At 42.1% G+C, this 13,681-nt stretch carries 12 protein-coding genes, 1 tRNA gene and 1 pseudogene; 1 reads left to right on the plus strand and 13 read right to left on the minus strand.

Annotation, left to right across the window (positions count from 1 at the left end; genetic code table 11):
- Nucleotides 1-26 precede the first annotated feature (26 nt).
- The 6 genes and pseudogenes from lon to KKH91_07455 form a co-directional block, all read right to left on the minus strand.
- Nucleotides 27-2,378 (minus strand): endopeptidase La, encoded by a 2,352-nt coding sequence (gene lon, locus KKH91_07430; GenBank protein ID MBU0952634.1) that lies wholly within the window; start codon nucleotides 2,376-2,378, stop codon nucleotides 27-29.
- 17 nt (nucleotides 2,379-2,395) lie between these two features.
- Nucleotides 2,396-3,640 (minus strand): ATP-dependent Clp protease ATP-binding subunit ClpX, encoded by a 1,245-nt coding sequence (gene clpX, locus KKH91_07435; protein ID MBU0952635.1) that lies wholly within the window; start codon nucleotides 3,638-3,640, stop codon nucleotides 2,396-2,398.
- Between the two features lie 2 nt (nucleotides 3,641-3,642).
- The gene (locus KKH91_07440; GenBank protein ID MBU0952636.1) at nucleotides 3,643-4,257 is read right to left on the minus strand and encodes an ATP-dependent Clp protease proteolytic subunit; all 615 of its coding nucleotides are present in this window, start codon (nucleotides 4,255-4,257) and stop codon (nucleotides 3,643-3,645) included.
- 17 nt (nucleotides 4,258-4,274) lie between these two features.
- Nucleotides 4,275-5,567: a trigger factor gene (gene tig, locus KKH91_07445; GenBank protein MBU0952637.1), complete on the minus strand. Its 1,293-nt coding sequence runs from the start codon at nucleotides 5,565-5,567 to the stop codon at nucleotides 4,275-4,277.
- A gap of 37 nt (nucleotides 5,568-5,604) precedes the next feature.
- Nucleotides 5,605-5,686: transfer RNA gene (locus KKH91_07450), tRNA-Leu, on the minus strand.
- A 9-nt stretch (nucleotides 5,687-5,695) separates the two neighbouring features.
- Nucleotides 5,696-5,949 (minus strand): annotated as a pseudogene (locus tag KKH91_07455) (hypothetical protein).
- Nucleotides 5,950-5,995: 46 nt separating this feature from the next.
- Here KKH91_07455 and KKH91_07460 point away from each other — a divergent pair.
- Nucleotides 5,996-6,994 carry an ATP-grasp domain-containing protein gene (locus tag KKH91_07460; GenBank protein ID MBU0952638.1) on the plus strand — a complete coding sequence of 333 codons (999 nt, stop codon included), beginning with the start codon at nucleotides 5,996-5,998 and terminating at the stop codon, nucleotides 6,992-6,994.
- Nucleotides 6,995-6,996: 2 nt separating this feature from the next.
- Here the strand turns inward: KKH91_07460 and KKH91_07465 are convergent, their stop codons facing one another.
- The 7 genes from KKH91_07465 to KKH91_07495 form a co-directional block, all read right to left on the minus strand.
- Nucleotides 6,997-7,227, minus strand: a complete 231-nt coding sequence (locus KKH91_07465; GenBank protein MBU0952639.1) for a CopG family transcriptional regulator — start codon at nucleotides 7,225-7,227, stop codon at nucleotides 6,997-6,999.
- Entirely contained in the window at nucleotides 7,211-7,495 is a 285-nt protein-coding gene (locus tag KKH91_07470; protein MBU0952640.1) for a BrnT family toxin, read from the minus strand. The genes KKH91_07465 and KKH91_07470 overlap by 17 nt, the downstream gene beginning before the upstream one ends.
- Before the next feature lie 132 nt (nucleotides 7,496-7,627).
- Nucleotides 7,628-8,719: a 4Fe-4S binding protein gene (locus KKH91_07475; GenBank protein ID MBU0952641.1), complete on the minus strand. Its 1,092-nt coding sequence runs from the start codon at nucleotides 8,717-8,719 to the stop codon at nucleotides 7,628-7,630.
- Nucleotides 8,720-8,721: 2 nt separating this feature from the next.
- Nucleotides 8,722-8,898, minus strand: a complete 177-nt coding sequence (locus KKH91_07480) for a thioredoxin (GenBank protein ID MBU0952642.1) — start codon at nucleotides 8,896-8,898, stop codon at nucleotides 8,722-8,724.
- A complete protein-coding gene (locus tag KKH91_07485; protein MBU0952643.1) occupies nucleotides 8,895-9,458 on the minus strand; it encodes a peroxiredoxin family protein in 564 nt (187 codons plus the stop codon). Before KKH91_07485 ends, KKH91_07480 begins: the two co-directional genes overlap by 4 nt.
- Nucleotides 9,459-9,564: 106 nt before the next feature.
- Nucleotides 9,565-12,294: a pyruvate, phosphate dikinase gene (gene ppdK, locus KKH91_07490; protein ID MBU0952644.1), complete on the minus strand. Its 2,730-nt coding sequence runs from the start codon at nucleotides 12,292-12,294 to the stop codon at nucleotides 9,565-9,567.
- Nucleotides 12,295-12,350: 56 nt separating this feature from the next.
- Nucleotides 12,351-13,559: a Glu/Leu/Phe/Val dehydrogenase gene (locus KKH91_07495; protein MBU0952645.1), complete on the minus strand. Its 1,209-nt coding sequence runs from the start codon at nucleotides 13,557-13,559 to the stop codon at nucleotides 12,351-12,353.
- Between the last annotated feature and the right edge of the window lie 122 nt (nucleotides 13,560-13,681).

Consider the following 13,681-nt stretch of genomic DNA (forward strand, 5'->3'; position numbering starts at 1 on the left):
GGAAATCTCTTGTACACCTGGAAGGTTTATTTTTGAAAAGCGGCTTTAAGGACTTCACCCATGTGTTTTACGGGTATGATTTTAAGTTCTTTCTGGATTTTTTCAGGAATATCCGCCAGGTCTTTTTTATTTCCTTCGGGAATAATGATAATTTTGATATTTTCCCTGAAGGCGGCAATCATTTTCTCTTTCAGCCCGCCGATGGGAAGCACTCTTCCGCGCAGCGTTATTTCACCCGTCATCGCCAGGTCTTTTTTTACAGGTTTATTGATCATCACGCTTGCTAAAGCCGTCGCTATGGTAATACCGGCGGAAGGGCCGTCTTTTGGGATAGCGCCTTCGGGCACGTGTATGTGAAAATCCTTGTCTTTAAAGAAATCATCTTTTACTTTGTATTTTTTTGAAATTGAACGCACGTAAGTCAATGCGGCCTGGGCGCTTTCCTGCATAACCTCGCCAAGTTTTCCGGTCAAAGTATATTTGCCTTTTCCTTTAAGCATGGCTACTTCTATGGTAAGGGTTTCACCGCCCTGTTCCGTCCAGGCAAGGCCGGTTGCAACTCCTACGTCATTGGGAGAAATTTTTTCGCGTATAAATCCGGCAACTCCAAGATATTTGCCTACATTATCTTTAGTTACGCAAACCGTTTCTTTTTTATTGTCCCACTGTATCTCTTTTGAAACTTTACGGCAAAGATTTGCTATCTCGCGATCCAGGTTTCTTACACCCGCTTCCCGGGTATAGTTTTGTATGGCTTCCTTCACCGCGTCCAAAGATATATTAATTTGCTTGTCTGCAAGCCCGTGTTCTTTTATCTGTTTTGGCAGGAGGTACTGTTCCGCTATTTTCAATTTTTCATCCGTTGTGTAGCCTGAGAACCTTAATACTTCCAGCCGGTCTACAAGCGTGGGCGGTATCGAATAAAGAGTATTTGCGGTTGTAATGAACATTACCGAAGACAAATCAAAACCTACGTCCAGATAGTGGTCGACAAAATTTGTGTTTTGTTCCGGGTCCAGGACTTCAAGCAAAGCGGACGAAGGGTCTCCTCGCCAGTCTGTCCCCATTTTATCTATTTCGTCAAGCAGGAATACCGGATTTTTTGATTTAGCTTTTCTGATGGACTGGATAATCCTGCCGGGCAGCGAACCTATATAGGTCCTTCTGTGCCCCCTGATTTCAGCTTCATCGCGCACGCCTCCGAGAGAAACCCTTATAAAATTTCTGCCAAGCGCGCGGGCTACGGATTTGGCTATCGAGGTTTTTCCGACTCCGGGCGGGCCCACAAAGCAAAGGATCGGCCCTTTAATTTTCTGAACCTGTTTCAAAACCGCCAGGTATTCTACTACCCTGTCTTTTATTTTATCCAGACCGTAATGGTCTTCATCAAGTATTTTTTTTGCTCTTTTCAAATCGTAATTATCGGGAGTTCCTACGGCCCACGGAAGTTCAATCAGCCAGTCAAGATAGGTCCTGATTACTGTGGCTTCCGGCGAGAAAGGCATCATTTTTTCAAGGCGCGAAAGTTCTTTTTCAGCTTCCTCCAGCGCCTCCGGTGGCATTTTCGCCTGTTTTATTTTTTGCCTGACTTCGTCAACTTCTTTGGAAAAATCATCCTTCTGGCGCAATTCCTTCTGGATGGCTTTCATCTGTTCCGTAAGGTAATATTCTTTCTGTGTTTTTTCTATCTGGTTTTTTACCCGGGTCTGTATTCTGCGTTCGATATTAAGGATTTCAATTTCCCTGTTTAAAATTTCTATAAGCATTTCCAAGCGTTTTTTCAGGGAAATCGTTTCAAGTATGCTCTGGCGCTCGCCGATTTTTATCATCAGGTGAGAGGTAATCGTATCGCAGAGTTTTGACGGGTCTTCAATACTGCGGACCGCATTTGAAATATCAACAACCAGCCTGCGGTTTAATTTAACATACTGGTCGAACAATTCGAGGGCTTCCCTTTTAAGCGCTTCTATTTCCGGGGCTCCCTCTTCTTCTTCATTTATAATATCAAATGACACTTCCAGGTATCCCCGTTCAGAAATATAGCTGGAATCAGTGATGGTGCCTCTTTTTACGCCTTCTACAAGAATTTTCAGCGTGCCGTCGGCCATCTTAAGCATCTGTAAAACTTCGCAGATAACTCCGACTTTAAAAAGGTCTTCAACCTGCGGGTCTTCGGTATTTGCTTTTTTTTGCGCCGCAACAAAAACGAGCCTGTCAGTAGCCATGGCTACTTCAAGCGCTTTTATGGATTTATCCCTGCCTACAGCTAACGGAACTACCATGTAAGGAAATACTACAACATCCCGTACGGGGAGCAACGGCAGTTTTGCGGGTATCACTAGCTTCTTTTCTATTTTTTCGTTCTTTTCTGCGTTCATGCGATTTTTTCTCCGCTTTATTTAGCCGGCTGATTTTTATAGATTAGTATGGGCGGGTAAACTTTCTTCACGACTTTTTCGTCTATCACGCATTTTTCAAGGTTTTTCTGGTCAGGCAATTCATACATTATGTCAAGCATCAATTCCTCAATTATGGCCCGCAGGCCCCTGGCGCCGCTGCCTCTTTTAATTGTAAGGGCGGCAATATTTTCCAGCGCTTCATCAGTAAAAGCGAGTTCTACGTTTTCCATGGAAAAAATTTTCTTAAATTGTTTTATTGTCGAATTTTTGGGTTTTGTAAGCACATTGACCAGGTCCGGTTTTGATAAACCGTGCATGGTTGCTACAACGGGTATTCTCCCGACAAATTCCGGAATAAGGCCGAATTTAATTAAATCATCCGGCTGTATATAAGGCAGGTATTCATAAGGTTTCTTGTCTTTTTTCGAACTTATTTCAGAACCAAACCCTACCGTGTACTGATTCATCCGCGTTCCGATAACTTTTTCGATCCCGTCGAAAGTGCCCCCGCAGATAAACAATATATCAGTGGTGTTCATCTTGATAAATTCCTGCTGGGGATGCTTCCTTCCTCCCTGGGGCGGGACGTTTGCGATTGTGCCCTCAATGATTTTCAATAATGCCTGCTGTACTCCTTCACCCGATACATCACGGGTAATCGAGGGAGAATCACTCTTACGGGAGATTTTGTCAATCTCGTCAATGTAGATAATTCCGCGTTCAGCTTTTTTTACGTCAAACTCGGCATTCTGCAGCAAGCGAAGGAGAATATTTTCGACATCTTCGCCAACGTAGCCTGCCTCGGTAAGCGCTGTGGCATCTGCAATGGCAAAGGGAACGTGAAGCAGTCTCGCCAGAGTTTCAGCCAGGAGCGTCTTACCCGTGCCAGTGGGGCCTACAAGAAGTATATTCGATTTTTGAAGTTCAACATCGGACATTTTATCGTAGGAAAAAATTCTTTTGTAGTGGTTATAAACAGCAACAGCCAAAGTCTTCTTTGCTTTTTCCTGGCCGATAACGTATTCATCAAGCGTCTGTTTAATTTCTTTTGGTTTGGGCAGCTGTTTGACTTTGCGGTTACGGGTTTCCCTGCCCATATCGCTGAGCATATTGTGGGAACTGTCTATACAGCCCTCGCAAATATAAATGCCGTTAGTCCCGATAAGGCGCACCTGCTCGGGTTTGCCTCTTCCGCAAAAAATGCATTTATAAAGCCCGGAGCCTTCTTTTAAATTATCCATACTTATATTTTTTTCCTGAACGACAATATTTCGTCGATGATCCCGTAAGCTTTTGCTTCTTCAGGCGACATGTAAAAATTGCGCTCGGTATCCTGCCTGACTTTTTCAATCGTTTGGCCTGTATGTTTGGCAAGAATTTCAATTAATCTCGCTTTGGTATGAGTCAGTTCTTTGTTTTCAATATCAATGTCTGTTGCCGAGCCTGAAAGCCCGCCGCCATAAATTAACGGCTGGTGGACCATGATCCTCGCATGAGGAAGCGCAAATCTTTTACCCTTGGCGCCGGCTGCAAGAAGCAGGGCTCCAAAACTCATCGCCATGCCCACGCAAACCGTAGTTATGTTCGCTTTTATGTACTGCATCGTATCGTATACAGCCAGCCCGGCAGTAACCATGCCTCCGGGTGAATTGATGTAGAGAGAAATATCTTTTTCCGGGTCTTCAGCATCCAGATAAAGCAGCTGGGCTATAATCAAATCTGCGGAATCAGTAGTAACCTGGCCGCCGTAACCTCCGACAAAAATTATTCTTTCCTTCAACAACCGGGAAAAAATATCATAACCGACAGCTCCGCCCTGGGTCCATCTTTCTATAATCGTTGGAACGATACTGGGCATAACCATGACCTCCGTATTTACTTGTCTACCGCGACTTCTTTTATCTTCGAATTCTCTATAATAAACTTGAATATCTTATCAGTTTTTATCTGTGAAATCAACTTTTCGCGTTCATCGGTGAAATACTTCTCAAGCTGGCTTTCCTTGCCGGGATTCGATTTAACAAGCTCATCCTTTTTTAGCTTTAAATCTTCATCCTTCACCTCAATTTTTTCCTGCTTCGCGATTGAGCCCAGAATATACATCAGCTTAATCTGGCGCTGGGCTTCCTCATGAGTTTTCTGGTGAATACTTTCTTTCTGCTTTTCAATAAGGTCAGGCGTAAAACCCTGGTATTTAAGCTTTTGGGTAGCAACATCCCCCAGGTAATGCGCATGCTCATGCATTACTGATTCCGGAATTTCCATGGGATTGGATTCTATGAGGCTTTTTACAATCTCTTCTTCAAGTTTTTCTTCGGCAAGCTTTTTTACTTCTTTTTCAAGTTCGTCTTTGATTTTGGTTTTCAATTCCGCCAGGCTGGTATTTCCGAACTCTTTTGCAAAATCATCGGTTAATTCAGGCAGTTGTTTATCTTTGATGCCTTTTACTGTAACTTTAAACACAACTTCTTTGTTTGCAAGTTCTTTTTTAGCAAAATTCTCAGGCAATATTGTCGTTATCTCGCGGTAATCATCAGTCTTGGAATTTGTTAAACCCTCTGCGAGGCCCGGCAAAAGATTCTTGTGGGTTAGATCAATCATCTGGTTTTCAGCTTTCATTTCTTTAAGCTCAGCAGATTCCATCCAGACGGTATAATCAACCATTACGCAGCTGTCTTTTTTTGTGATACCCGAGGTATTTTCAACCAGCCTGGTATTATATTTCTGCAGTTCTTCCAGGCTTTTATTTATATCGTTTTCGGTTACTTTTTTAGTTTCTTTTTTAAACTTTAGGCCTTTATAATTCCTGGCTGTAACTTCCGGGTGCTTTTCTACGGTCACGCTGTAAGTCATCGGTTTTTCAAAATTGAAATCTATTTTTTCTATAACCGGATTGGTGGCCGGGTTAATGTTTTTTTCTTTAAGGGCGGGATACAAAGTATCTCTGATAATGTTTTCTGCGATTCTTTCCTTTGCGGCGGCTTCGAATTTTTGTTTTACCATCGTCATGGGGGCTTTGCCCTGCCGGAATCCGTCAACTTTTGCTACCTTTTGGATATTTTGAAAAGCCAACTCCGTTTCAGAAATGATTTTTTCCTTTGGTATCTCAAAATCAATCTGAATTTTCACTGCGCTTAAGTCTTTTACTGTCGTTTTAAGATTTTCCACAAAATCCGTCCTTTTTTTAGTGTTTTTTTAGAAAAACTGGGCGCGAGAGGAGTTGAACCTCCACAAGTTTCCCCATACGGTCCTAAGCCGTACGCGTCTGCCAGTTCCGCCACGCGCCCATTTTTTGGTTATATTGATTCGACTAAAACCGAAATACCCAGCCCGCCGCCGATACATAAACCCTTGGCCGTATCCTGGCGCCCGATGCACCGATCGGGTGCCCCAGGGCAATTGCACCGCCGTTAACATTCAATTTATTCCTGTCAAATTTAAGTTCCTTTCCGCAGATAAAACAACCGAAGCAAAACTCTCTTTGCTGATCAGTCTCTGCATTAAAAATGTCGTATATAAATATTTTGGTATTATATAATATAACTGAAATTTATTCAAGTTGACAAACAACGCTTAAATAATGTAGAATTATCATCATGGCATTGAAAATCGGATTTACTTATGACGCTAAAAATGATTATAAATTAGAATCCGACGACCCTCCTGACAAATATGCTGAATTTGATTCCGAAGAAACCATCCAGGAAATAACATCCGCATTAAAAACAAGCGGTCACAACATTATCCGCATAGGAAATACAAAAAAATTAGTAGAAAACCTGCACAAAGGCGAAAAATGGGACCTTGTTTTCAATATTTGCGAAGGAGTGAAAGGAAGGAACCGCGAATCGCAGGCGCCTGCAATTTTTGAGCTTTACGACATACCTTATTCGGGCAGTGATGCAGCTACTATGGCTCTTACGCTTGATAAAACCCTGGCAAAAAAAATATTACATTATCATAATTTAAAAACACCGAATTTTATCTGTGTAAACTCAACCGATGAACTCTCGCCAAAAAAGTTCAAGCTCAGGTTTCCGTTGATAGTTAAACCTTCCATAGAAGGAACCAGCAAAGGAATTTCAAAAGAATCTTTTTGTACCAACTTTACAAAACTAAAAAAACGCATTGAGTGGCTTCTTACCAATTATAAGCAGCCTGCGTTAATAGAAGAATTTATCGTAGGGTACGAATTTACAGTTCCGATTATTGGAAATAACCCCGGTAAAGTTTTACCTATCGTTCAAACTGCAATTTCGGGAAAAACTGACCTGGGTGAAGATTTTTACACGCAAGCAAGGGTTGATTCTACGGATATTAAATATCTTTGCCCCGCTGAAATAGACAAAGAATTGGAAGAAAAAATAAACGCCCTGGTTCTGGATTCTTATAAGGTGCTTGGCTGCACGGATTTAAGCAGGATAGATATCAGAGTTGATTATACCGACGAACCGTATTTCTTGGAATGTAACCCGCTTCCCAACATAGGAAAGATTGATGTTTTCCCGCTGGTGGCGAAAGCGATGGGAATAACTTACGAACAGCTTCTCTGCCAGATTCTCGATTCCGCCCTCAAACGCTACAACCTGATTTAAAATCAATGTGAATGTTGTAAAGCATACTTATCCAAAAGATTACGAATCATCTTTTGATATTTTGTGTGGTGTTGTTTTGCTATCCGTTTGAAAAAATCTATACTTTCCTCACTTAGGGAAATTGTAACTTTCACGTTTCTTTCAGGAATGGCTAATTCTTCCGGGGCAGGCAAAAAATCTTTGATTCTTGTCATTTTACCGATAGGTTTATTTTCATCAATCATTCTTTTCATAGTATTGTTCCCCCTTTCTCCAATATCCTGCTCTGAATATTCTAATCTTTCCTTCCCTATATGTAAATCTTACTGTTAAAACTCTATTATCCACTTTGCCTATGCAAAAGAGTCTTTCTTCCTGTTTGCTATGTTTTGAATCAATATAAATTTTCCTCTCCGGGTCCTTAAATGCATGAAATGCAGTATGAAAATCGATTTTATGCTTATGTTCATTCTGTATTTCTTTTTCTACATCCCAAATAAAACTACCCACTTTTACATCCATGCCATTTTCTCCATATTATTATACATACATTTGTATGGCAAGTCAAGAGCTCCAAAATTTATATCCCGCCTGCTACACATATAGACGCATTTATTACTAATTAGTTCCCGGAGATAACCGAAAGGTGAAAAATTATTGCTGAGAGGATACTGTTTTTGTTTCTGGAGTAAGAGAAGGGGTTTTGAAGCTTGTGAGTTTGAATTTTACCGAAGGGCAGGCGGTGCAGTGCAAACATCTGATGCATTCCATTGATTTAGGGTCATCGTAAATTTTAATATCCACAGGGCAGACTTCCCGGCATAAATTGCAGGTTCCACAGGTTGTTTGAGATACTTCCATATTCATTAAACTAACCCGGTTAAACAAAGACAGCATAGCACCCATGGGGCACATGATGCGGCAAAAAGGGCGCTTGGACATAACAAACATGACAAGAAAAAACAATAAAATGGCCATCTTTAACCAGAAAAAAAGGTTAACCGACCCCGCCGGTATTGTGGGATCGCCAGTCACCGGGCTGATAGGATTCCATAATACCCACGGAATTCCCGCTATCAATCCTCCGTTGGGACATATCTGTGAAAACCATTTTATGCCTGTGATGTAGGGCAAAACAAATACAAAAGCAACCAGGAAAAAATATTTGAAATATTTATAAAATGTCGGTATCCTAATTTTTTTGCTTTTTATTTTAAACATCAGGTCCTGCAGGAAACCGAACGGGCAAAGCCACCCGCAAGCTAAACGGCCCGTGGTCATACCTACCAAACCTATAAACCCTAAAGTATAATAGGGAATTGACCTTATCGCAGAGAAATGCTGTAAATTTCCTATCGGGCATGAAGCAACGCTTGCGGGGCAGGCATAACAATGCAGGAAAGGCAGGCAAAAACCTTTACCCTGACCGACATAAATTGATTTTTCAGTCACTGTTTTCACGTAACTGTTTGTGAAAATAAAGGAAAGTGTTTGGACAATCTTTTGCCAGTAGCCGTTTGCCAGGTTTTGCTTTGCTACTACATCTTTCAGTTCTTCTTTTGTTACATAACCTTTTTCAAGAAGGATTTTGCCGAGTTTTTTTTTGGTGTTGCGTTGTTCCTGCAATACTTCCCGCATGCGCTCTTTTGAAACAATTTTATCGAGTACAAAAACATCGCCTATACGGGATCTCTTTCGGCGGTCTTGCTGGGGCTGACTGGGGATTGTATTTGGATCGCTGTTCATAATTACTCTAAATTTCCGTAGGAATTACCAACGCCTATTCCTATGCATTCCAGACAAAGGGTACTGCCGTTTATTTGGGTTTCTTCAATCTGATAAGTTTTAATGCCGTAATACATCATTACAAAGGAGGACAATAATAAAAGCGCTGTAAGAAATATTTTTTTATAGTTATATCTCATTTTACTTTCTGTTTTATAAGCTTTTCTATATACTTTATGGTCTTTTTGTTCAGCGCAGTGCTTTTACTGAAACGGATAACTCCCGATTTGTCTACAATAACCGCATAGGGCGAAACTTTTGCCCCATACTTTTCAAAAATATTATATGAGTTTGTAAACATGCTAAAGGTAATCCCATGAGCCTTACGGAATTTATTCAATACTTTCGGTGTATCCCTGGGGCTGAAAGCCAGCACAACTACATCTTTAGGATAAACTTTATGAAGCTGTTTTTGAGCTGCAGGAAGCTCTGCCCTGCATGATATACATATATAGGACCAAAATATTATATATACGACCTTTCCTTTTAACTTCTTCAGGGACACCTGCTTACCGTCAATATCCTTCAATGAGAAATCGGGCGCCAAATTTCCGACATTACTGCCAACAACCAGCTTTCGCTGATGAATAATTTCTTTCTTTGGAACAATAACGGTTTTATTTCTTTTTGCTGCCCAAACCTGAAAATTACACAAGAGCATCAACGTTACGATTGTCAGGCAAATATGTTTTTTTAACATGAGATTATTATATAAAATAAACACCCCAAAACCAATATAAAAAAAGAGCCCCTTTATATAGAGGCTCTTTTCTATTTATCCAATTATCCAATAATCTGATTATCTGCTATTTCTTCTCTTCCACTACTGCCTGGGCAGCTGCTAATCTTGCGATAGGCACTCGGTAAGGCGAGCAGGAAACATAGTTCATACCGACTTTATGGCAGAATTTTACTGATGCCGCTTCTCCGCCATGTTCACCGCAGATACCGACCTTAAGGTCTTTCCTGGCTTTTCTGCCCCGGGTGATGCCCATCTGTATAAGTTCCCCGACTCCTTCGATATCGATGGTCTGGAACGGGTCTGCTTTTAAAATTTTCTTGTCAAGATAATCCGGCAGGAATGAACCTATGTCGTCTCTTGAGAAACCAAAGCTCATCTGGGTTAAATCATTGGTTCCGAATGAGAAAAATTCCGCAGTCTGCGCGATTTTGTCTGCTGTCATCGCGGCTCTTGGAATTTCAATCATGGTTCCTACCATGTATGGAAGTTTTTTCATTCCATATTTCTGAATAACTTCTTTATATACTTTTTCAACAAGCACTTTCTGGTTTGCAAATTCTTCTACAGTACAGACAACCGGAATCATTATTTCCGGGAAAGCTTTCTTCCCGGCTTTAATCAATTCAGCCGCTGCTTCAAGAATCGCCCTTACCTGGGTTTCCGTTACTTCTGGATAAGTGATACCAAGGCGTACGCCTCTATGTCCCATCATCGGGTTATTTTCGTGGAGGCCGTCTGCGCGTTTGGAAAACTCTTCCATATTTATGCCCAAACTTTGGGCAAGTTTTTCTCTTTCTTCACGGTTGTTTGGAACGAACTCATGAAGCGGCGGATCTATGGTCCTGATTGTAACCGGTAAACCGTCCATCGCTTCAAGCGTTCCTTTTATATCTGCTTTCATATACGGAAAAAGTTCTTCAAGCGCTGCGCGCCTTTCCGCTTCATTTTTGGAAACAATCATTTTTCTTAATATAAACAGCGGCTGTTCCGCGCCTTTACCGTAGAACATATGCTCGATTCTGAAAAGGCCTATGCCTTCCGCTCCGAAAGACCTGGCTTTTGCCGCATCTTCCGGCGTATCTGCATTGGTTCTTATTTTAAGCCTGCGGAGACTGTCGCACATTTTCATAAAAACGACAAATTCAGGGTTATCTTCCGTCGCTTTTACCATTGGAAGCTGGCCCAAATATACATAACCTCTTGAACCGTTAAGCGTAATCCAGTCGCCTTCCTTTATTGTAGCGCCGTCTTTTGTTTTGAATGTCCTGCTATGATAATCAACAGAAATGCCGCCTGCTCCGACTATACAGCATTTTCCCCAGCCCCGGGCCACAAGAGCGGCATGGCTAGTCATGCCGCCGCGGGCAGTAAGAATAGCTTCCGCTACTCTCATCCCTTCGACATCTTCCGGATTAGTCTCTTCCCTGACAAGAATTACTTTCTTTCCCTGCTTCGCCCATGCTACCGCGTCATTGGCTGAAAAAACCGCCATGCCTGCGGCTCCGCCGGGGCCTGCCGGCAAACCTTTTCCGATAACTGCAGCTGTTTTTTCCGCCTTCGGGTCAATAATCGGATGAAGAAGCTCGTCCATCTGCGAAGCGGTAACTCTCATAACCGCTTCTTCCTTCTTTATGAGTTTTTCTTTTACCATATCATTAGCCATGCGGACTGCTGACGGGCCGTTTCTTTTTCCTATGCGGCACTGCAACATCCAAAGGAGGCCTTCCTGGATTGTAAACTCTATATCCTGCATATCGCGGTAATGTTTTTCAAGTTTTTTCTGTATCGTATCAAGCTCGCCATAAATCTTTGGCATGGCTTTTTCAAGCGATTCCAGGTGCTCGCTGTGTTCCGATTTCCCTGATTCATTAATCGGGTTCGGAGTACGGATACCGGCAACAACATCTTCCCCCTGCGCGTTAACTAACCACTCGCCGAAAAATACTTTTTCGCCGGTGGCAGGATTCCTTGTAAAAGCAACTCCTGTTGCAGATGAATTGCCCATATTACCAAATACCATCGCCTGTACATTTACAGCTGTTCCCCATTCATCCGGAATGTTTTCAATTCTTCTGTAGGAAATTGCTCTTTTGCCCTGCCAGCTTGAAAATACCGCGCCTACTCCGCCCCAAAGCTGTTCCATCGGGTCTTCCGGAAACGGTTTGCCTAAAACTTCTTTTACTTTTGCTTTATATATTTCAATTAATTCCTTCAAGTTATCTGCGGTTAAATCAGTATCCTGTTTTGCGCCGTATTTATCCTTCATTGCCTGAAGCGCGTGTTCCAGCTGCTGGCGGATGCCTTTGCCTTCTGCCGGTTCAATACCTGCCGCTTTTTCCATAACTACATCGGAATACATCTGGATCAACCTTCTCTGGGCGTCATAGACGAAACGGGGATTATTGGTTTTCTTTATAAGCCCTTCGCGGGTTATATTATTCAACCCGACATTCAATACGGTTTCCATCATACCCGGCATGGATTTACGCGCGCCTGAACGCACTGAAACAAGCAGAGGGTTTACGGGGTCGCCGAATTTGCTGCCCATTATCTGTTCAATTCTTGCGAGGGCTGTTTTTAACTGCCCGGCAAGCTCTTTTGGGTACTTCTTCCCATTTTTATAATAATGAGTACATACTTCCGTTGTAATTGTGAATCCTGCCGGAACCGGGATTTTTATATTTACCATCTCCGCAAGATTTGCACCCTTACCGCCTAATAAATCTTTCATCTTTTCGTTGCCGTCGGCTTTGCCGGCGCCAAAGAAATAAACATACTTGCCTTTCTTAGCCATAGTAATTCTCCTTCACATTAAATTTAATTTATTTTACTTTTATCCCTCGGAGCCACTCAAATCCATCCTCTTTCCTGCATAGCACTTATAACTTCCTGGGTTGCTAACACAAGAGAAGCGTTTCGGTTGGTCATCTTTTCTTTAGAAGCCAAATCACTCACTCTTTCAAAAGACTGTATGATAAGGTCACTGATTATTTTATAAACTTCCACAACCGGCGTAATGCTTCCGGATTTTGAACTTCTCCATTCAATATATGAACCTATAACACCGCCGGAATTCGCTAAAATATCCGGCACAAGAATTATCCCTTTCTGGTCAATTATTTTATCGCCTTCGGCCGTAGTGGGGCCGTTTGCGCCTTCAACTATAATTTTTGCTTTTATCTTCGGCGCTGTTTTATCATTTATCACATTTTCAACTGCGGCCGGAATCAATATTTCTATATCGTCAAGCGCAAGTAGCTCTTCATTTGATATTTCATCCGAACCGGGAAACCCAGTGACCTGGTTTTTTTCTTTAACGTACTCACTCAACCTCGTAATATCAATCCCTTCCTTGTTATATATGCCGCCCGTTACATCCGAAATGGCTACTACTTTTGCCCCTCTGTCATGAAGAAAATAGGCCACCCAGCTTCCCACATTCCCATAGCCCTGAACAGCAACTTTTACGCCTTTCATATCTTTTTTGAAATATTTGCTGTAAGCATGGATAGCGGACATGGCAACACCATAGCCGGTTGCTTCCTTTCTTCCCGGCAGGCCGCCGATTCCAACGGGTTTGCCCGTGACACATTCCGGTATGTGAAGCTCTCCGTAAATTATGGCCATTTCCCTTGGGCCTGTGCCCATATCCGGAGCAGGAATATAAACACCGGACATGAGGTCATTGCGTATCAGGTGGACATACTCTTTTATAATTTCTTTTTTATCATAAGGCGAAAGATTTTTATTTTCCATGCGGATGCCTGACTTGCCGCCGCCGAAAGGAATACCTGTAAGAGCGGTTTTCAGGGTCATTCTTTCCGCCAGGTCGGTGGTTTCTTCCATGGTAACATTAGCGGCAATTCTAATACCGCCTTTTGCAGCACCCCTGACCATATTGTGGTAAACTATGTAAGCTTCGCAGACAACCAGGGTCTTGCTATCAAGCCATACGCCGATATTTACAGTAATTTGTTTTTCAGGCTTTTTTAATAATTCCTTTGCATTACGTGGGATCACCATCAGTTTTTCTAGGGCAGGCGAATCGAAAATGGACACTTTTCATTACCAGTACCTCATGTCCCGCGCTTGGAAGCGGTATGGGGTATTTATCCTTATTAATGATTTACTTATGTAGATTTGGATTGTATAAAATTAAACAACCCTAGTCAAGCCAACGT

This window comes from Elusimicrobiota bacterium, assembly GCA_018816525.1.
Taxonomy (GTDB): Bacteria; Elusimicrobiota; Endomicrobiia; order CG1-02-37-114; family XYA2-FULL-39-19; genus OXYB2-FULL-48-7.